Origin of the sequence: Paenibacillus sp. PsM32 (assembly GCF_030433815.1) — a bacterium.
GTDB classification, from domain to species: Bacteria; Bacillota; Bacilli; order Paenibacillales; family Paenibacillaceae; genus Saccharibacillus; species Saccharibacillus kyungheensis.
Genome location: NZ_JARUWY010000018.1, coordinates 1 through 18,725 on the forward strand (window position 1 = coordinate 1; position 18,725 = coordinate 18,725).

The 18,725-nt window shown below is 38.4% G+C and carries 19 protein-coding genes and 1 riboswitch; of the genes, 17 read left to right on the forward strand and 2 right to left on the reverse strand.

Annotation, left to right across the window (positions count from 1 at the left end; translation table 11 throughout):
- The first annotated feature begins 1,185 nt into the window (after positions 1-1,185).
- The gene (locus QCD85_RS21890; RefSeq protein WP_301263878.1) at positions 1,186-1,614 is read left to right on the forward strand and encodes a hypothetical protein; all 429 of its coding nucleotides are present in this window, start codon (positions 1,186-1,188) and stop codon (positions 1,612-1,614) included.
- Positions 1,615-2,128: 514 nt separating this feature from the next.
- Here the strand turns inward: QCD85_RS21890 and QCD85_RS21895 are convergent.
- On the reverse strand, positions 2,129-2,653 hold the full coding sequence (locus QCD85_RS21895) for a hypothetical protein (RefSeq protein ID WP_273614306.1): 525 nt from the start codon (positions 2,651-2,653) through the stop codon (positions 2,129-2,131).
- Positions 2,654-2,916: 263 nt separating this feature from the next.
- Between QCD85_RS21895 and QCD85_RS21900 the strand changes: the two genes are divergently transcribed.
- The 9 genes from QCD85_RS21900 (at position 2,917) to rsmI (ending at position 10,621) form a co-directional block, all read left to right on the forward strand.
- Positions 2,917-4,503, forward strand: a complete 1,587-nt coding sequence (locus tag QCD85_RS21900; RefSeq protein ID WP_301263879.1) for an aminotransferase class I/II-fold pyridoxal phosphate-dependent enzyme — start codon at positions 2,917-2,919, stop codon at positions 4,501-4,503.
- A 40-nt stretch (positions 4,504-4,543) separates the two neighbouring features.
- On the forward strand, positions 4,544-5,197 hold the full coding sequence (gene tmk / locus QCD85_RS21905) for a dTMP kinase (RefSeq protein WP_301263880.1): 654 nt from the start codon (positions 4,544-4,546) through the stop codon (positions 5,195-5,197).
- 139 nt (positions 5,198-5,336) lie between these two features.
- Positions 5,337-5,666, forward strand: coding sequence for a cyclic-di-AMP receptor (locus QCD85_RS21910; RefSeq protein WP_069326055.1), 330 nt, complete (start codon positions 5,337-5,339; stop codon positions 5,664-5,666).
- Between the two features lie 346 nt (positions 5,667-6,012).
- The gene (locus QCD85_RS21915) at positions 6,013-6,456 is read left to right on the forward strand and encodes a YaaR family protein (protein ID WP_273614309.1); all 444 of its coding nucleotides are present in this window, start codon (positions 6,013-6,015) and stop codon (positions 6,454-6,456) included.
- Between the two features lie 48 nt (positions 6,457-6,504).
- A complete protein-coding gene (gene holB, locus QCD85_RS21920) occupies positions 6,505-7,479 on the forward strand; it encodes a DNA polymerase III subunit delta' (protein ID WP_301263881.1) in 975 nt (324 codons plus the stop codon).
- Between the two features lie 171 nt (positions 7,480-7,650).
- The gene (locus QCD85_RS21925; RefSeq protein ID WP_069326058.1) at positions 7,651-8,451 is read left to right on the forward strand and encodes a PSP1 domain-containing protein; all 801 of its coding nucleotides are present in this window, start codon (positions 7,651-7,653) and stop codon (positions 8,449-8,451) included.
- 31 nt (positions 8,452-8,482) lie between these two features.
- Positions 8,483-8,854: a DNA replication initiation control protein YabA gene (gene yabA / locus QCD85_RS21930; protein WP_204827289.1), complete on the forward strand. Its 372-nt coding sequence runs from the start codon at positions 8,483-8,485 to the stop codon at positions 8,852-8,854.
- Positions 8,855-8,960: 106 nt separating this feature from the next.
- Positions 8,961-9,713, forward strand: coding sequence for a tRNA1(Val) (adenine(37)-N6)-methyltransferase (locus QCD85_RS21935; RefSeq protein ID WP_273614311.1), 753 nt, complete (start codon positions 8,961-8,963; stop codon positions 9,711-9,713).
- On the forward strand, positions 9,710-10,621 hold the full coding sequence (gene rsmI / locus QCD85_RS21940) for a 16S rRNA (cytidine(1402)-2'-O)-methyltransferase (protein WP_273614312.1): 912 nt from the start codon (positions 9,710-9,712) through the stop codon (positions 10,619-10,621). Before QCD85_RS21935 ends, rsmI begins: the two co-directional genes overlap by 4 nt.
- A 326-nt stretch (positions 10,622-10,947) precedes the next feature.
- On the opposite strand, the gene QCD85_RS21945 is transcribed toward rsmI, so the two are convergent.
- The gene (locus tag QCD85_RS21945) at positions 10,948-11,202 is read right to left on the reverse strand and encodes an AbrB/MazE/SpoVT family DNA-binding domain-containing protein (protein ID WP_017815545.1); all 255 of its coding nucleotides are present in this window, start codon (positions 11,200-11,202) and stop codon (positions 10,948-10,950) included.
- 332 nt (positions 11,203-11,534) lie between these two features.
- On the opposite strand from QCD85_RS21945, the gene QCD85_RS21950 reads away from it, so the two are divergent.
- The 7 genes from QCD85_RS21950 to ispE all read left to right on the forward strand — a co-directional run bounded on the left by QCD85_RS21950 (position 11,535) and on the right by ispE (position 18,622).
- Entirely contained in the window at positions 11,535-12,857 is a 1,323-nt protein-coding gene (locus QCD85_RS21950; RefSeq protein ID WP_273614313.1) for an HD domain-containing protein, read from the forward strand.
- Positions 12,858-12,904: 47 nt separating this feature from the next.
- Positions 12,905-13,672 carry a TatD family hydrolase gene (locus tag QCD85_RS21955; RefSeq protein WP_301263882.1) on the forward strand — a complete coding sequence of 256 codons (768 nt, stop codon included), beginning with the start codon at positions 12,905-12,907 and terminating at the stop codon, positions 13,670-13,672.
- Positions 13,673-13,867: 195 nt separating this feature from the next.
- A riboswitch (cyclic di-AMP (ydaO/yuaA leader) is annotated at positions 13,868-14,091 on the forward strand.
- A 323-nt stretch (positions 14,092-14,414) separates the two neighbouring features.
- The gene (locus tag QCD85_RS21960; protein ID WP_373462010.1) at positions 14,415-15,533 is read left to right on the forward strand and encodes a ubiquitin-like domain-containing protein; all 1,119 of its coding nucleotides are present in this window, start codon (positions 14,415-14,417) and stop codon (positions 15,531-15,533) included.
- A gap of 197 nt (positions 15,534-15,730) precedes the next feature.
- Entirely contained in the window at positions 15,731-16,279 is a 549-nt protein-coding gene (rnmV, locus tag QCD85_RS21965) for a ribonuclease M5 (RefSeq protein WP_273614315.1), read from the forward strand.
- A 1-nt stretch (position 16,280) separates the two neighbouring features.
- Positions 16,281-17,165, forward strand: coding sequence for a 16S rRNA (adenine(1518)-N(6)/adenine(1519)-N(6))-dimethyltransferase RsmA (gene rsmA / locus QCD85_RS21970; RefSeq protein WP_204827295.1), 885 nt, complete (start codon positions 16,281-16,283; stop codon positions 17,163-17,165).
- 106 nt (positions 17,166-17,271) lie between these two features.
- Positions 17,272-17,547: a biofilm formation stimulator Veg gene (gene veg, locus QCD85_RS21975; RefSeq protein WP_069326066.1), complete on the forward strand. Its 276-nt coding sequence runs from the start codon at positions 17,272-17,274 to the stop codon at positions 17,545-17,547.
- A 220-nt stretch (positions 17,548-17,767) separates the two neighbouring features.
- Positions 17,768-18,622, forward strand: coding sequence for a 4-(cytidine 5'-diphospho)-2-C-methyl-D-erythritol kinase (ispE, locus tag QCD85_RS21980; protein ID WP_273614316.1), 855 nt, complete (start codon positions 17,768-17,770; stop codon positions 18,620-18,622).
- Positions 18,623-18,725: the final 103 nt, after the last annotated feature.

Consider the following 18,725-nt stretch of genomic DNA (forward strand, 5'->3'; position numbering starts at 1 on the left):
GCCGATGGTACTTGGACCGCAGGGTCCTGGGAGAGTAGGACGTTGCCAAGCAACGAGCAAGACCGAAAAGAGTGATTCCTGATTCCAGGAGTCGCTCTTTTTTTGTGTGTAAAAGGATGGAAACCATGGTGTGGGAATAAGCCTTGTGAACGGGGTAGAGGGACAGGTGTAGGTATAGATGGTTTACAGTTGCTGTTGTAGGCGAGGAGCAAAGTCTGGTGGTTGGATCGCTTCGTCTGATGAGTTTTTGTCTAACCTTCTTCAAGTAGTTTTTTAGTAGGTTATTCCTTTGTCCCTCTAACGCAACGTTTCTCCTACTTATTCTCACTTTCTTTCATTTCTATGTACTGTGGTGTTCTTTTCTCTCTACTGATACGGCTCTGTCTAAATGCTGCCTTTCTCTTCCTCTAATGCTGTTTGTGATCTCGTGATAGTACATAGATTGTAAAGTCGTCGTCTGGTCTTTTGCTTTAGGTTTGTGGAGTATCTTTCATTAGATATCTTGTGCTCTGCATTTTCTCATGCTCTTTACTTTTATTCGCTTCCTGTTGTTGGGGGAGAATACACTGAGTTTTAATACATATTTTGTACAGTATTTGAAACGGTTGATTGGTATGGCTATATAAGTACGCACTAAGAAGTTTTCAGTTTGATTAGATCAGTAAATATAAATCGATTGTAAGAGTTAGAACACAGGATGAATGATTCTAAAAGGCTATGCTATAGCTTCATAAGAGCTTTAAAAGAGCTTTAAAAGAGCTTTAAAAGAGCTTTAATAATGCTTCAATAGAGTGTTACATATCTTAAACTAGCCCTGATTGTAGGCTTGGGAAACATGTTTAGATACATCTTTTAATCAATATTTACTCAATAATAGAGAGAATATATAAGATTTTGTATCTTCATTTCGTGGAAGTGTAACTGTTTTGTTACAGAAGTTGTTGAAACAACAGTTATAATAGAGACAAGTAATAGATAGGTCTAAGGTCATGATAGCGAAAAAAAGTTATTTTAATATATTATTTAAAAATATCTAAAAAAAAATTAAGGCGTAATTGCGTACTGCATAAAGATGTATAATGTATAATTATACATCTTGCCAATGAAGATATTCATTAATGTTTAATGGAGTAAAAAATAACTTCAATAATACTGGATGATTGTTTTAGTTAGGGGGACGATGTGATGTGGGGGAAAAGCAAACATCGAATATGGAATGTATTATGGGTAGGCGTTTTTTTAGGGATATTAGCAGGTTGTTCTCAATCTAATATTTCTTGGACTCATTATCAAGGTGCTTTTGTAGAGTCTAGCTTTCCTATTCCAGAAGAAGTGAAAGAGATGGATACCATTATTAATAATAGTAAAATGAATTATGTACGTTATGAGTTACCAGGTATCGAATCTTCTACTTTACCAGAAGCATATATGCAAGAAATTAAAAACTGGGGCTGGAAGCAACAACAGGAGAGTATGGGTGAAAGTAATACCAATTTTGTATTTATTCAAGGGGATCGCACGTTACAATTGGTATTGCAGAAAAATTACTTAACCGTCATTGTACCTGATAAAAGTTCAAGAGCACCTATTGCTGAAGCTACTATTAACCCGTAATATGGCGAAATGAATAGAGTGAGTATGCTTTATCTAAGCTATAAAATACAAATAAAAAAGTAACATCAAAAAAACGGTATCTCTTTGTTAAAAGATACCGTTTTTTGATGTGTATTCTGTGTAATTGTTATTGATCTTTAAGCATTGTTACTGACCTTTAAGCTATGAATGCTGGGAATAGTGTGAGTAACTGGAGATGAATCCAGTTAGGTTTCCCCATATAGATAGCAGACAGCTTACTTGTTAAAAAGAGAGCAATGCTTACTAATTACTATAATGGTGGGTAGCTAATGACTATAATGCTAACTACTATAATAGAGAATAGTTTGATTTTATTATTCATGCACTATCACTACAGCAATCGAATCTTAATACTGTATTAGCTTATTGAATATTTGGCTGGAACATTTTATTGATAGCTTTAACTAATATAATTGTTGAGAACTGTTGAGCACGATTGATTATTTTATGCATGACTACGTACTATAAATAAAAAACAAGTATAGTGCTGAAGCTATTGAATATAATAAGATACTTCTTCTTTTGTCAATTTAATAATGCCATCTTTACGTTTACGGAATAAACGAAGTAAGATAATCAAACGAGGTAAGCAGAACCAAATATGCCACATGACTAAAGAGATTGAGAAGTCGAGTGGAAGCCACATACACAAAATAGCGGCAAAGCAAAATCCGATCCACGTTGTATGTAATAACACTCTGCGGAATGTAGAATAACCCATAAATTGATCTGGTAAATAACCGATCCAGGGAAATTGGATTTGAAATTTCCAACGTTTACGTAAGTGATTAACGGTCATGATCAATACAGAGCGAGAAATCACATATTGAATCCATAACACTAAAGGAAAAGAAAGTAGCCAAAATCCAATACTAGACCATGAGAAGTAATAAAGCTCAATCATTAACGTGACAATAGGTACTAATAAATAAATCCAGTTCCACATTCTAGTGACTGGCCATTTTTTAATAAGTTGGTATTGATAAAATGTTGCATTTTGTTGAGCTTCTGTTACCATTCAATGCGCCCCTCCTTTTAGTGATGATTTGCTACTAAGATTACAATATAGAAATGTTTATTTTTGATAGCATTAGTAATAAGCGTTATTTATTGAAGTGATTGGTTGTTATCATTATATCGGTCAAATATGTACCTTTTGAAATACACGAGCTTAAATTATAAGTCTTTTTGTAGATCGAAGCGAAGTTGAGACGATATCTGTTATTTTGATTATAATAAGAATAGGGAACAATACACAATAAATATTATAGGAATGACAATATGAACAATAAATGGATACCTTCTACAACGAAACAATGCAAAGCTCCTCTATATGATGCTTTATCTCGTTATGCTTCTTCTACTCAGAAAAGCTTCCATGTGCCAGGACACAAAAATGGGATGATCTATACTGATGTACTCAAGCAAATGACTGGGGCGGATTTGTTCCATTCTGTATTGCAATGGGATGTTACTGAAATTAGTGGTACAGATGACCTTCATCATCCTGAAGGAGTTATTCAAGAAGCCCAACAGTTAGCAGCACAATGTTTTGGAGCTGAAGAAAGTCATTTTCTTATAGGTGGAAGTACAGTTGGTAACTTAGCTCTTATTTTAACAGTATGTAGTCATCCTGGTGATATCATTATTGTACAGCGCAATGTCCATAAGTCTGTTCTAAACGGATTGATGATGGCAGGAGCGAAAGCAGTCTTTTTAACGCCAGAGATAGATCAAACAAGTGGTTTGGCTGTAATTCCTAGTATTGAAAATATAGAAGCAGCTCTTACACAATATCCTACTGCTAGAGCTGTTTTTCTTTCGTCGCCTAATTATTATGGCATGGGGAAAGACTTGAGTGATATTGCTTCTACTTGTCATCGGTATGAGATACCACTATTGGTAGATGAAGCGCATGGAGCACATTATGGTCATCATCAGCGTTTTCCTAATAGTGCACTCACTGCCGGTGCAGATGGTGTGGTGCAATCCACTCACAAAATGTTATCGTCGATGACGATGAGTGCTATGTTACATGTGCAGGGTGATTTGCTTACTCGTTCTTTATTAAAGCAGCGATTAACTATGATTCAGAGTTCAAGCCCTTCGTATCCGTTGATGGCTTCTTTAGACCTGAGTCGTTATATATTAGATTGTTATGGAGAACAAGTCTTTGCTACAGGGTTACAAGCTAGAGATACTTTTATTGATGAATTAGCTCGTCATCAAAGATTTGGTTATTTATCGTGCTCCAAGGAATATTATACACAAGATCCTTTTAAAGTGGTGATCTACGATCAGGACGGTTATTTATCTGGCGAAGTCTTGCAAGAACGGTTAGAGTATTATGGATGTGTGCCTGAGATGAGTGATGATCGATATGTTGTATTGGTATTTAGTATGGGTTCGACGTTAGACGATAGTTATTGTCTGTTAGAAGCTCTGGCAAAGATTGCTCAAGAACCCCTGCAATCTATTGTGATAGGTGATACAAATGATATAGATCAAGATACTATTCCTATCCTATTAGAGCTTACAGACTGTTCTGAGGTCACAAATGATAGTCATGCAGAGCAGAGAGAACAGAAAGTGTATATAGATTCCAATTTATCGACTATATCTGAGCCTATCTTATTTACAATGACACCGATTGATGAAGACAAGATAGAAGTTATTGCTCTAGAACAAGCAGAAGGACGAATATGTGCAGAAATGGTGATTCCTTACCCTCCAGGTATTCCGATTTTGTATGCAGGAGAAACGATCCATCCATCTGTATATGATAGACTATTAACGTTACGAACACATGGTCATAAAATACAAGGCACTGCTGATGCTGCATTAAATACATTACGTGTCTATCAATAGAGGTCTACCGCGAAGTAGTCTACAGAAAGCAGGAATAAGAATGAAGTCAAAAGGTTTATTTATTGTGTTAGAAGGTATGGATGGTAGTGGCAAAACAAGTCAGCTTGAACATATTAAACGTTACTTGAACGAACAAGGGATAGATTTTTTATCAACCCGTGAACCGGGAGGAATCTCTGTTTCTGAACAGATTCGTGAAGTGATTTTGAATGTAGATAATGATATGAGTGGTCTAACCGAGTGTCTGCTATACGCTAGTGCTAGAAGAGAACATTTAATTCAGAAAGTGATCCCTGCCTTAAATGATGGACGAATCGTTATCTGTGATCGGTATGTGATGTCTTCTTTGGCTTATCAAGGGTATGGACGTGAACTAGGTAAAGCTGTACTGGATATTAATCAATTGGCTATTAATGTAGATGGTCAGCAGTATTGGGCGGATATGAATATCTATATCGATGTGAAGCCAGAAGTAGGATTAGAACGCATTATGTTCAAATCAGGTGAACGTGAAGTCAACCGGCTTGATCTGGAGACGCTGGAATTTCATCATCGGGTACATAAAGGATATATGGAACTGTCCAAACAACATGCAGAGCAGTTTGTAATGATCAATGGTGAACAAGATGAACACAGTGTTTTTGGCGATATTAAGCAGGTATTGGATCAGTTGATTCAAGCTTACCGTGTATAACAATAAGGAATATGCTTCTGATTTGGGGCAGTCGGTTACAATATGAATAAAGAGTAAATAGAGGTATTATCCGTATAGATGTCGAATAAACTAAACAGGGCTAGGTGCCTTACAGATCTGTAAAAGGAGGGCTATTATAATGAAACTGATTATTGCGATCGTGCAAGATAAAGATAGTAACCGTCTATCAGGCGAATTGGTAAAAGCTAATTTTCGGGCTACCAAACTAGCGAGTACGGGTGGATTTCTACGTGCTGGAAATACAACATTTATGATTGGTGTTGATGATAGCCAGATCGAAGCTGTTATGGAAGTCATTCGTAATAGTTGTAAAATTCGTGAGCAACTGGTTACACCGGTAACTCCGATGAGCGGTACAACCGATTCGTATCTTCCATTGCCAGTAGAAGTACAGGTGGGTGGCGCTACTGTATTCGTTATGCCTGTTGAACGCTTTGAGCATTTCTAAAAAAGTTTTTGATTTTATTTCAAAAAATACGCAAAAATCGTTATATCTTCAAACATAATAGAATAATAAAGAGTATAATTAAGAAATAAACAGAGGATCGGTTACGTTATTGAGAACCGGTCCGTCTTTATTATCTGCTACAAATAGGTTATCGTTCGACAAGCTAATACGTAAAAATTGAAGTTTTTTCATTTTACTATTCGCAAATCGTAACATTTGAACGATACTAATTAATAACGACTCTGTTTAGCAACTGCTAATTGATATATACAAAACCAAGCATGTATAAAGGAAGTCTGGACTTTACAGCTAGAAGTCTAATGCCAGCAAAGAAAGGAAGAGAATAATGAAAATCAACCCCGGTTATCCTCCATTAAAAAGTAATCCTATCGTATCGGATACTCCTAATAAAGTTGTACAACAACGGAACTTTTCGGATGTTCTTCATAATCATGGTGCTCAAGCAACACATGATGATATCCAACGTCAATTTAAAGAAATTCAAATGCAGGGTGACCGGCTTGCGAAATCAATGACACTACGCGAACTCAAATCGTATCAAATGTTAGTAAAACGCTTTTTGGAAGATACGGTTCGTCGCGGTGTTAAAGTGAAAGAAACACAAAGCTTTGATCGTCGGGGTCGGGGCAAAAAGTATAAATTGTTAGATGAAGTCGATTCCATGTTGCTAAGTATGGCTGAAGAATTGCTTCAAAGTGAAGAAGGAAGAATAGAATTATTGCAGCGGATGGGCGAAATTCGCGGTATGCTGATTAATTTTCTATATTAAGAAAGTAAAATAGATGTGTTGAAGTGTGTGGTTCAGTAAGGAGGCACCATGTCTTTTCAAGAAATTATCGGGCAAGATATTGCCAAGCAGATGTTACAAAACGGTCTGCGTAGTCAAAAGATTTCTCATGCGTATTTGTTTAGCGGCCCAGCAGGTAGCGGACAAATGAAAATGGCTAACAGCTTTGCTCAAGCTTTGGTATGTATTCATAAAGGTGATGAAGCCTGTGGAGAATGTATACAATGTCGTAAAATGAAAAATGGAAATCATCCTGATTTTCATGTGATCGAGCCGGATGGTGCTTCGATTAAAATTGAGCAAATCCGCGATATTCAGCGGATTTTTTCGTATCGTTCAGAATCGGGAAACCGTAAAATATATATTATTAAAGATGCAGATAAAATGACGATACAAGCGTCTAATAGTCTGTTAAAATTTTTAGAAGAACCACCAGCACCAGCGGTAGCTATCCTTTTAACAGAAAATGCACAGTCAGTATTACCTACGATTCGTTCTCGTACACAACCTATAGTATTTACGCCACCTGATCCTCAGAAAATGGCTCAAATCTTAGGAGATGAAGGATTTCCAATGCCTTTAGTACGATGTGTTGTTCATATTGCGTCTGATCTAGATGAATGCCGAGAATTGCTAGCAGAGAATTGGTTTGCAGAAATCAGAAACGTAATGTTACAATTAGGGAAGGAATCCGCAGGTAGAGGGAGTATGAGCCTTATTACTGCTCAGCAAAAGCTGTTTAAAGGCGGACTTGGAGATCATATTGAGCCTGTATTTGATCTTTTCCACTTATGGTTTAAGGATATGGTTCATATCCAGATTGGAAGGCACGAGAGTATCGTTTTTATAGATCAGTTAGAGTCTCTCTCCAAAGTGGCTACCACTCGTGATATGCAGCATTGGATATCTTGTATGTCGCTTGCTGCAGAGTGTAAGAAAATGCTTCGTTCTCATGTGAATCCACAGTTATGCATGGAGCAATTTCTTATAGGCGTTAGCGGTTGAAGGAGCTTCATCACAGACCGGACGGTGTATAACATCATGCGGAGCGCACAAGCTTAACAACGCACACTTTTTGAATACGTCATGTCAGGTGAACACAAGAAGTAATTCTTCAGATCGGAATTTTTGCCGTAGAGTTGAAAAACGGTATTGGCAAATGAGGGGGCTTATCTTTTGTATAGTGTAGTAGGAGTCCGCTTTAAAAAAGCGGGTAAAATATATTATTTCGATCCGTTAGACTTTCCAGTCGAAAGTGAACAACACGTTATTGTAGAAACTGCACGTGGGATTGAATATGGTAAAGTAGTGATTGGCAAAAAAGAGGTAAATGAGTCGGATGTCGTTCTTCCTTTGAAAAAAGTGATTCGGATTGCAGAAGATCATGATGCTCAAGTGGTAGAAGAAAATCGGATCGCAGCTAAAAATGCTTTTACGACCTGTTTAAACAAAATCAGAGAGCATGAGCTGAAAATGAAACTTGTCGATGTAGAATTTACATTTGATCGCAATAAAATCATTTTCTATTTTACAGCAGAAGGTCGAGTCGATTTTCGAGAACTGGTTAAAGATTTAGCAAGCATTTTCCGTACACGTATCGAATTACGTCAAATTGGTGTGCGTGATGAAGCTAAAATGCTAGGTGGTATAGGTCCTTGTGGACGTATTCTATGCTGTTCTTCCTGGTTAGGCGATTTTGAGCCAGTATCAATCAAAATGGCTAAAGATCAAAGCTTGTCCTTGAATCCGACCAAGATTTCTGGATTGTGTGGACGTCTAATGTGTTGTCTTAAATTCGAGCATGATAATTATGAGAGCGTGAAGGAAGAACTTCCGGCTATCGGTAAATTTGTCGTCACTTCGCTAGGCGATGGTAAAGTGGTCGGTATCAATGCCGGTTCGCGTACTGTACATGTTCAGATCTTTGATATCAGTAAAGTCAAAGAACTGCCATTGGATGACGTGGTCGTGAAGTAAACCCGATCAAGGCTGCTTTTGAGGTGGGAACTTGGAGAAGAAAAATCTTTTTACACACATTCACGAATTGGAAACAAAGATGGATCATATGCATGGCGATATGGGTAAAATGAAGCAAGCTGTGAAAGAGCTGTTAGAAGAAAATCAACGTCTAAGTACTGAAAATGAACAATTGCGTCGTGTTCTGAAAAAAGAAGTTCCTGTTATCGAACCTAAATCGGTAGGAACGTACTCTTCTAAATTGTATTCAGACTTACCTGATCTAGAAGTGGTTGGAGAAGGTTATGATAATCTGGCACGTATTTATCACGAAGGCTTCCATATCTGTAATGTGTATTATGGACATTTGCGTACAGAAGGCGATTGCTTGTTCTGCCTTTCTTTTTTGAATAAATCTGAATAGTATCATTATCCAAACCGCGGACAGCAACATGCCGCGGTTTTTATATAGTATCGATATAAAAGCGCAGGATCATTTCTAAAGAAAGCAAGATCAGAAAGGAAATACCATGAACGAACAACCACTTCTGGCAGATGAGCGTATTGATGATCTGCTCACGTATAATCTTAAAATTATTCAAAGTCGAGAAGTATTTAGCTTTTCGATGGATGCGGTATTGTTAGCACGATTTGCAAGTATTCCTAAGCGTGGTAAAGTGATCGATCTATGTACAGGCAACGGAGTCATTCCTATTTTATTGTCGACACGTACCCATGCTAGTATTGAAGGGGTAGAAATACAAGAACGCCTGGCAGATATGGCAATGCGTAGTGTGACAATGAATGGCTTAGAAGAACAAGTCAAGATTCGAGTACAAGATCTTAAAGATATGCCACTTGTCGGTGAACGAGAAGCGTATGATGCAGTAACAGTAAATCCTCCTTATGCGCCTGTAACAGGAAGTGATATGAAATTAAATATTCATCATGCTATGGCAAGACATGAGATTGGATGTACGCTGGAAGATGTGATTCGTACATCTGCCAAACTGCTTCGTAACGGTGGTAAACTGTCGATGGTTCACCGTCCTCATCGCTTAGCAGATATTATTATTTTGATGCGACAATATGGAGTAGAGCCAAAACGTATTCGATTTGTACATCCTCGTCAACATATGGAAGCCAATATGGTATTGATTGAAGGATTACGTGGAGGAAAGCCTGAAATGCGTATGTTACCGCCACTTATCGTATATGATGAACAGGAGCAATACACTACAGATCTCAAAGCAGTCTATTACGGGTTAAAGGAGTCACTATGAGCATACAGATTCAAAAAAGCTTTGCCAAAGGGGAGTCTGCTGTTCTGCACGAAGGAGCAGGTACGTTATATCTTGTTGCTACCCCGATTGGTAACTTGGAAGATATGACTTATCGTGCTGTACGCACACTGCAAGAATGCGATATCGTTGCTGCTGAAGATACAAGGCAGACACGTAAATTATTGACTCATTTTGATATTACACCAGGCAAATTACTTAGTTATCATGAGCATAATAAAAAAGCGAGCGGCCCTGAACTAATCCGCCTTATTATAGAAGGAAGTAGTCTTGCACTTGTAAGCGATGCAGGATTGCCTGCTATTTCGGATCCCGGGCAAGAATTGGTGAAGCTGGCATTAGAACAGCAAATTGCGGTTGTGCCTATTCCCGGGGCAAATGCGGCTTTGTCTGCTTTGATTGCTTCTGGATTATCGACAGATCGGTTTACATTTGTAGGGTTTTTGCCAAGAGACAGCAAAGGTCAAGAAGAAGTACTAGGTAGTGTTAAGCATGGAGCAGGTACATTACTATTATATGAATCTCCGCATCGCATTATCAAAACGTTACTGGCGATTGCACATCATCTTGGAAATCGTAATATCGTATTAGCACGCGAGCTAACGAAGCGTCATGAAGAGTGGACACGAGGCAGTGTTGAAGAAGCACTAGAATGGTTAGAAACTCATCCACCTATCGGCGAATATTGCGTTGTTATTGAAGGGCAATCGTTAACTGAAGCCAAAGCAGAAGCAAGTGAATGGTGGCAACAGATGAGTATCGAAGAACATGTGATGCACTACGAAAATAAAGAAAACATTTCACGTAAAGATGCTATGAAAAAAACAGCAAAAGACCGCGAAATCTCTAAACGTGATGTGTATCAAGTTCTTTTAGATGAACAAGAATAAACCGTCTAAAAATGCTTTCTTAATAACTGATTTTAGAGTCTATACTTATAATAGAAGAAACTCGTTATATCTATTATTTTTTCACAAAAATGAATATTCAAACAGGTAACATAATGTAGGAATCTTAAATTGTTTAAGATTCCTTTTTGATGTGTAAATTGGAAGTACTATGCAAAAGGAAGTATAATAAACGCCAAGCCTTTTTTTGAAAACCAAAAGAAAGCAAAAAAATACCTTTACCCAGACAAAATGCTGAGTAAAGGCCCAAGGAGATATTAAAAAGGTTAGAATTAATAAGTTGATAATTCTAGTATAACCTATTTTATTTATTTTGTCACAGGGACAGGAATTTCGGAAATACATTCATTACAAACGATTTTTCCTTTAAAATAAGTTACATTTTCAGCATTACCACAGAAAATACAAGCAGGCTCGTATTTTTTAAGCATGATGCGTTCGCCATCAACGTAGATTTCCAAAGCGTCTTTTTCTCCGATACCTAGTGTACGGCGAAGTTCGATAGGAATTACTACGCGGCCCAATTCGTCTACTTTTCTTACAATACCAGTTGATTTCATCATTACTGATCAATCCTCTCAAATTTAAATATATTAGTTGTTATTGGTTTGTTTGATGTGCTATCATTCGACAAATTTCTATGTTTTATGATATTCATAATACCAACGTTTCCCAAATCAGTCAACCTATAAATTGAGAAAAATAGAGTTTTTTTCTGTTTTTTTTGAAAAAATATTTTTATATAGCGGTATTATAAGGTATTATGGGCTTAAAATTATTTTGTCGATTTGGAAATTCGTAACTTGTATATACCGACATCATTCGACATTATCATCGAAGAATTTATTTTTAATTTTAAATAGTTGTGTTTTAGAGATAGAAGGAGGAGTTTGTTTTGAAGCCTGTACAACCTTTAGGAGAAGAAAAAGTATTTAAAGATCCTGTACATAATTATATCCACGTGCAAGATCGTTTAATCTGGACATTGATTAATACACCTGAATTTCAAAGATTACGTCGTATCAGACAATTGGGAACTTCTTATTTAACTTTTCATGGAGCAGAGCATAGTCGATTTTCTCATTCATTAGGTGTGTATGAAATTACACGTCGTATTATTTCTCAATTTGAACGTGGTGGTTATGAAGATTGGCCGCGAGAAGAAAGTCTAGTGGCTTTGTGTGCAGCTTTATTGCATGATCTGGGTCATGGACCTTTTTCACATTCTATAGAAGAAGCATTTGATATGGATCATGAAGAATGGACCTGTCGTATTCTGCTTGGCGATACAGAAGTAAACCGTGTATTGGAAGAAGCAGAAACAGGTCTGGCTGAACGAGTCGCTTCTGTTATTCGCAAAGATTATGAAAAACCGATTGTTGTCAATTTGGTGTCTAGTCCGCTGGATGCTGATCGTATGGACTATTTGTTACGTGATGCTTATTTTACAGGCGTGAATTATGGAACGATTGATGTGGATCGTATTTTGCGGATGCTTCGTCCTCATAATGGTAGAGTGGTCGTTAAAGAATCTGGGATGCATGCGATTGAAGATTATTTGATGGCACGTTATCAAATGTACTGGCAAGTGTACTTTCATCCAGTAACTCGAAGTTCGGATATTGTTTTGCGACAGATTTTCCGCCGGGCTAAAGAATTGTTCGATCAAGGATTTGCATTTAAATTTTTACCGTACCCGTTACCTGCTTTATTTGAAGGAAATATTCAAGTACATGATTATTTATTGCTAGATGAAGCATTAGTACAGACAGCTTTTATGCAGTGGACACGAGAAGATGATGAAATTCTTGCAGATGTGTGTCATCGCTTTATGCAACGTAGACTGTATAAATATGTAGAGACCGATTTAATTGATTTGGAAACGATCGATAGTATTCGAAATGAATTTGCTAGAGTGGGATTGCATCCTCAATATGATCTGGAAATCGATTTTCCAACTGATCTTCCTTATGATGTATTCCGTCCGGGCGATCCTAAAAAGGAAAAGCAAATTTTACTATTAGATCGTCAAAATCGTATTCAAGAAATTTCAGAAGTATCGGATATTGTACGTTCAATCAGCGGTATTCATCGTGGTCGATATCATCTCTACTATCCGCAAGATAAATTGGAAAAAGTCATTCATCAGTTATCAGAAGAAGTAGCAGCAATATTTGAAAATAAAATCAATCCACCTCAAATGGAATTTGAAATCTAAAATAAAAGAAAAAAGTGTGTAAAACAGAGAAGGAGCGAGAAAAATATATGTTATTTGATACACATACTCACTTGGATTCGATTGAATTTGCCGATGATCGTAAAGAAGTCATTGAACGTGCTTATGCACAGGGTGTAACACGTATGATCAATGTGGGCTTCAACCGCGAAACGATTCCAACCACAATGGAATTGGTAGAAAGTTACGAATTTATATATGCAGCGATAGGTTGGCATCCTGTAGATGCGATTCATATGCAACCTGGTGATCTCGAATGGATCGAATCGTTATGCAAACATGAGAAAGTAGTCGCTATCGGTGAGATCGGTCTTGATTATCACTGGGATACTTCATCAAAAGAAGTGCAACACAAAGTATTACGTGAACAAATTGGTCTGGCACGCTCCATTCATATGCCGATTGTGATTCATAATCGTGATGCACACGAAGATATTGTAAAGATTTTACGTGAAGAAAATGCACATGAAGTCGGAGGAGTAATGCACTCTTTTTCAGGTAGCTGGGAAACAGCTAAAATGTGTCTTGATATGGGCTTCCATTTATCGTTTGGAGGACCGATTACATTCAAAAATGCGAAGCAACCTAAAGAGGTGTTACAAAAGGTTCCGAGGGACCGTCTTTTACTTGAAACAGATTCCCCATTTTTGACACCACATCCTTATCGTGGAAAACGAAATGAGTCCGGTTATGTGACACTTGTAGCAGAAGCGGCAGCAGCGTTAAAAGGGGTATCACTGGAAGAAATTAGTACAATTACAACTAAAAATGCACTGGAACGATTTGGCATTCGATGAAAAACAGAGTAAATCACGCAAAAAACATCGTTAAACGGATATATGAATAAATTATCATCAAAAAATCGAAGAATATGACAACTTTTTAACCATTTATTCAGAAAAACGTGCTTGCTCGTCGCTTTACATGAGGGTTGGGTTCGGGATATTATTTCATCAGTGATTTAATCTTGCTGTTATCACGCAAGATTCCATGATTCGGTCTCGCTGAGTTTCCTGCATAGGAAAACGGGGGAACCAACATATGTCTTCAAGCCATTATTATCAGAATACCGAAGTCATTATGTATGATTCCTTTTACAGGGTCTATGGGGTGAATTGGAGGTACTCGCGCCATGAGCGGAGGAGCCTTCAAAGGGCAAGCAATACAATGTGTCCGAATCCGACAGCTAACCCCGTAAGCGATGCAGAGGCAACCTCGTATTTTCTAACGTTTTCCGAACTGTATTCAAATACGTCGGAAGCCAAGGAAAAGTTGCTCTTGCTCTTTTCCAGAGGCTTCTTTTGTTTTGGGCAAAAGGAAAAGGTATAGAGATACGATATTTGAAGCTTGATCTTTCAGATATTAGGTATGTCCCTTAGACTGACCATGGCGCAGGCATTTTTGAACATCACGAAAGATTATCACACAGATTCGATAATCTTATGCTTACGATCAGCCTGTGAAAATTCTGTTATATAGTCGCGTCATATACAATTACGTCACAGCTAGACGGCGAGACTATGAAGGAGGACGGAAGAAGTGGCAATTGCTCCTTTCGAAAAAACCCATGGTTCGCGCTCATCCAGCATGTCTTATGCGCTGAGTTGGAAGCAACAAAATCTACGCTATGTATTGTGGGCTGCATTATTGGTTATCGCTCTTGCAGCGATGCTATTGTCCCTACTTTATAATCAAGCGGGTAAAAATATTTCTGTTGTCATTGACGGCAAAGCACAAACCGTGGAAACACGTAAATTGATGCTTTCTCAACTGCTTGATGAAAATCAAATTAAAGTGGCACCACAAGATAAAGTGTCAATGCCGATGAATGGCGCACTTCAAGACGGCGATAAAGTTTATATTAACCATGCGGTTGCAGTAAACATTACGGCAGATGGTGGCACGAAGAAAATCTATACCACCTCTAAGACAGTTGGTAACACATTGGAGCAAGCTGGATTAACATTGTCAGGTCAAGATCAACTTACACCAGCAATGGAATCTTCAGTTCATGACAATATGGATATCAAGATTGTTCGCACCAAATCGTTTGTAGCGAAAAAAGTTGTAAAGATTCCTTATCAAACTGTTAAAAAAACCGATGCTTCTATGGTTGAAGGTAAAACAAAGTTAGTACAAAGTGGTCAAACAGGTAAAGTGGTTCAATACATCGAGAAAGTATACGAAGATGGAGAATTCGTCTCCAAACGTATGGTTGATAAAAAAACAACCGCAAAAGTGCAAGATAAGATTGTAGCAATAGGCACCAAAAAAGAAGAGCCTAAGCTTCTTGCAGCTGCATCATCTAGTGGAGGTTCCAGTAATAGTACTTCCAAAGCAGGTGTAGATTTTTCTTATGCGAAAGTACTGAACAATGTATCTCTTACTGCTTATTCGTCTCAAGAACCTGGTCTAGGTACAGTGACTGCTTCTGGAGCACGTGTAACAGAAGGTCGTACGATTGCAGTCGATACGAGTGTCATTCCTATGGGATGGTGGGTATACATTGAAGGCATTGGCTTCCGCCGTGCTGAAGATACCGGTAGTGCTATTAACGGTAATAAAATCGACGTATATATAGACAGCTTGAGCCAAGCAAGAGCATTTGGACGTAAATCCGGTTACACTGTATATGTAATTGGTCCGGTTAAACCCTAGTCAGGGTGTTGATTGGGATAACGCCATTGCTTAAGCCCAGTCATCTGTTATATGATATAAATAATATTAACCATGAGCGTGAATAAGGAAAACAAAAAGAAGAGGAATATTCCTCTTCTTTTTGTTCTGTTAAGATCAATTTATAGTGAATAGATAGAGGTCATTATTTACAGAGTGAAGGGAAGCGTACAATCAACGTGATTAAAGAAGTGATTGTGGTGGAAGGTAGAGACGATACAGTAGCGATTAAACGAGCTGTAGACGCGGATACGATCGAAACTGGTGGTTCAGCGATTGGAGCTCATGTTATTCGTCGGGTGAAGTTAGCTCAAGAACGCCGCGGTGTGATCATATTAACAGATCCTGATTTTGCTGGTGAACGAATACGTAAGATCGTCGCGCAGAAAGTACCTGGTTGTAAACATGCTTTTATTCCTGAAAGCGAAGCTACGCTCAAAGGTGATATCGGTGTTGAGAATGCTTCGCCTGAAGCGATTCGTGAAGCACTTGCACGTGTACATTCTGAAATGCCAGAAGCAGAGATTTTGATCGATTGGGAAGACTTGATCATGACAGGACTGGTAATGCAGCCAGATGCAGCAGAGCGAAGAATGAAAATGGGCAACTTGTTAGGGATAGGGTATGGCAACGGAAAACAGTTCCATAAGCGTTTGCGCATTTTTGGAATAAGCCGTGAAGAATTTGCAGCAGCACTTTCACAAATGGAAGCGGAGGAAGAACAATAATATGGATGAACGACTAGATATAGCGACACCCAAACGCACTAAAGAAATAATAAATAAGTATGGATTTTCATTTAAAAAAAGTCTCGGTCAGAACTTTTTGATCGATTCGAATATTTTGAACAAAATTGTAGAAGCCGCCGAGTTAACACCTGAAAATGGAGCTTTAGAGATTGGACCGGGGATAGGCGCATTGACCGAACGATTAGCCCAAGAAGCGGGTGCAGTAACAGCGGTTGAGATTGACCGTCGCTTAATTCCAATTTTGAAAGAAGTGCTAGAACCTTATCCACATGCTAAAGTACGTCATGATGATGTGCTTAAAGTCGACTTACATCAATTGTTTCGTGAAGATTTTAGTGAAGTTGAAAAAGTCAGTGTAGTTGCTAACTTACCGTACTATGTCACGACACCGATCGTTATGAAGCTGTTGGAAGAACGCCTTCCGTTAGATAATATTGTAGTGATGATCCAAAAAGAAGTCGCTCAGCGCATGGCAGCGCCTCCTGGAGGCAAAGACTACGGAAGTCTAAGTATTGCTGTGCAATATTATTGCGTGCCTGAATTGATCTGTATTGTGCCTAAAACAGTATTTATCCCACAGCCTAATGTAGAGTCTGCGGTGATTCGCTTAAAACTGCGTGATCGTCCGGCAGTAGAAGTCGAAGATGAAGCTTACTTTTTTGAATTGATGCAATCTTGTTTTGTACAACGTCGTAAAACGATTGCCAATAACTTGCGTAGTCGCTACTTTGAAGGTGGAGACCGTACGCAATTAGAGCAGCTTTTGGCAGAAGCAGGAATTGAACCTTCTAGACGCGGAGAAACACTTAGTTTGCAAGAATATGCGACTTTGAGCAGTGTATTTTTGAAAGCAGGTATCCGCTAAAAAAATTCGTTGACAAGATAAATTTAATACTGCTATAATTTAATGTTCATTTGACAAACCATCTTTTCTTTGATATAATGAGGAGGGAAAGAGGTGGTTGTAGTCAATGGCTAACAATGCGCTTTTGGAAATCAAACGTAGTCTTGATGCTCATGTAGGGCACAAAATTACGTTACGTGCTAATGGTGGTCGTAAGAAGACCATCGAACGAACCGGAGTTTTGGAAGAGACCTACCCTTCTGTTTTTATTGTCAAGCTCGCTGAAGAGCATCAGACATTTGAACGTGTGTCTTACAGCTATGCCGATATATTAACAGATTCTGTGGAAGTCACCGTCTGTGATGACGATTGTCAGACACGAATCGAATATGTTGGGAATTGAATAACTGTTTTATCATAAGACAGTCTTTATCTCCTTTCGGGGTAGAGACTGTTTTGTTTTGTGACTACATTTTATAGATATGAACGGAACCCGATACCCATATTAATAGACTTTATACTTCATTTTTTTTATAATATGGATTATTCGCAATGATAAGCACAGGAACCCGTACGCAGCGTATCAAATCGTTCGGATGGAATGTTGAGGGTGGAGGAACAGCATGAAGATATATGAAAAAGCACCAGCGAAGATTAACCTGATGCTGGATGTGTTACATAAACGACCGGATGGTTATCATGAGGTCGAGATGATTATGACGATGGTCGATTTAGCAGATCGGCTGACACTCACTGAATTGTCTCGAGATACGATCCAAATTTCCAGTCAAGCTGGATATATTCCTTTGGATGAGAAAAATCTTGCTTTTCAAGCTGCTCAAAAAATCAAAGCAAAATATAATATCAAACAGGGCGTACATATTCATATCGATAAGCAGATTCCAGTTGCTGCAGGTCTAGCTGGAGGTAGTAGTGATGCTGCCGCAGCGCTTAGAGGATTGAATCGTCTCTGGAACCTCCAGATTCCTCACGACGACATGATGGAGCTAGGCGCTTCTATCGGTTCTGATGTGCCATTCTGTATTACAGGCGGTACAGCGTTAGCAACAGGGCGTGGAGAGCTTTTAACCCCACTTACCAGTCCACCGGATTGCTGGGTCGTTCTCGCGAAGCCACCGATCAATGTATCGACTGCTGATGTATACGGACGTTTCCGCGCTGATAAAGTAGCCAAACACCCTTCTGCTATCGAAATGCAGAAAGCGTTAGAAAATAAATCATTTGATGAAATCTGTGATCAGCTTGGCAATGTGCTTGAAGATGTGACACTGACTCACTATCCGCAAGTACAGCAGTTGAAGCAGGCGATGATCCAGCTTGGAGCTGATGGCGTATTAATGTCAGGCAGTGGCCCTACGGTATTTGGATTGATTTCAAAAGAATCTAAAGTAGCTCGTGTCTACAACGGGTTAAGAGGATTTTGTAAAGAAGTATATGCTGTACGAATACTAACTTAACTGATTTCAAATCGCAGTCTTTTTTACTCGATATGGTGCTCGATGATAAGCCATAAGAGAAAAAGATTGCGATTTTCTTTTACAAACACGTACAAAAATGTTA

Excerpts from the sequence above, each read along its gene's own strand:
- QCD85_RS21890 (WP_301263878.1), top strand. The coding sequence starts at position 1,186 with ATGTGGGGGAAAAGCAAACATCGAATATGGAATGTATTATGGGTAGGC.
- QCD85_RS21895 (WP_273614306.1), bottom strand. The coding sequence starts at position 2,653 with ATGGTAACAGAAGCTCAACAAAATGCAACATTTTATCAATACCAACTT.
- QCD85_RS21900 (WP_301263879.1), top strand. The coding sequence starts at position 2,917 with ATGAACAATAAATGGATACCTTCTACAACGAAACAATGCAAAGCTCCT.
- tmk (WP_301263880.1), top strand. The coding sequence starts at position 4,544 with ATGAAGTCAAAAGGTTTATTTATTGTGTTAGAAGGTATGGATGGTAGT.
- QCD85_RS21910 (WP_069326055.1), top strand. The coding sequence starts at position 5,337 with ATGAAACTGATTATTGCGATCGTGCAAGATAAAGATAGTAACCGTCTA.
- QCD85_RS21915 (WP_273614309.1), top strand. The coding sequence starts at position 6,013 with ATGAAAATCAACCCCGGTTATCCTCCATTAAAAAGTAATCCTATCGTA.
- holB (WP_301263881.1), top strand. The coding sequence starts at position 6,505 with ATGTCTTTTCAAGAAATTATCGGGCAAGATATTGCCAAGCAGATGTTA.
- QCD85_RS21935 (WP_273614311.1), top strand. The coding sequence starts at position 8,961 with ATGAACGAACAACCACTTCTGGCAGATGAGCGTATTGATGATCTGCTC.
- rsmI (WP_273614312.1), top strand. The coding sequence starts at position 9,710 with ATGAGCATACAGATTCAAAAAAGCTTTGCCAAAGGGGAGTCTGCTGTT.
- QCD85_RS21945 (WP_017815545.1), bottom strand. The coding sequence starts at position 11,202 with ATGATGAAATCAACTGGTATTGTAAGAAAAGTAGACGAATTGGGCCGC.
- QCD85_RS21955 (WP_301263882.1), top strand. The coding sequence starts at position 12,905 with ATGTTATTTGATACACATACTCACTTGGATTCGATTGAATTTGCCGAT.
- rsmA (WP_204827295.1), top strand. The coding sequence starts at position 16,281 with ATGGATGAACGACTAGATATAGCGACACCCAAACGCACTAAAGAAATA.
- veg (WP_069326066.1), top strand. The coding sequence starts at position 17,272 with ATGGCTAACAATGCGCTTTTGGAAATCAAACGTAGTCTTGATGCTCAT.
- ispE (WP_273614316.1), top strand. The coding sequence starts at position 17,768 with ATGAAGATATATGAAAAAGCACCAGCGAAGATTAACCTGATGCTGGAT.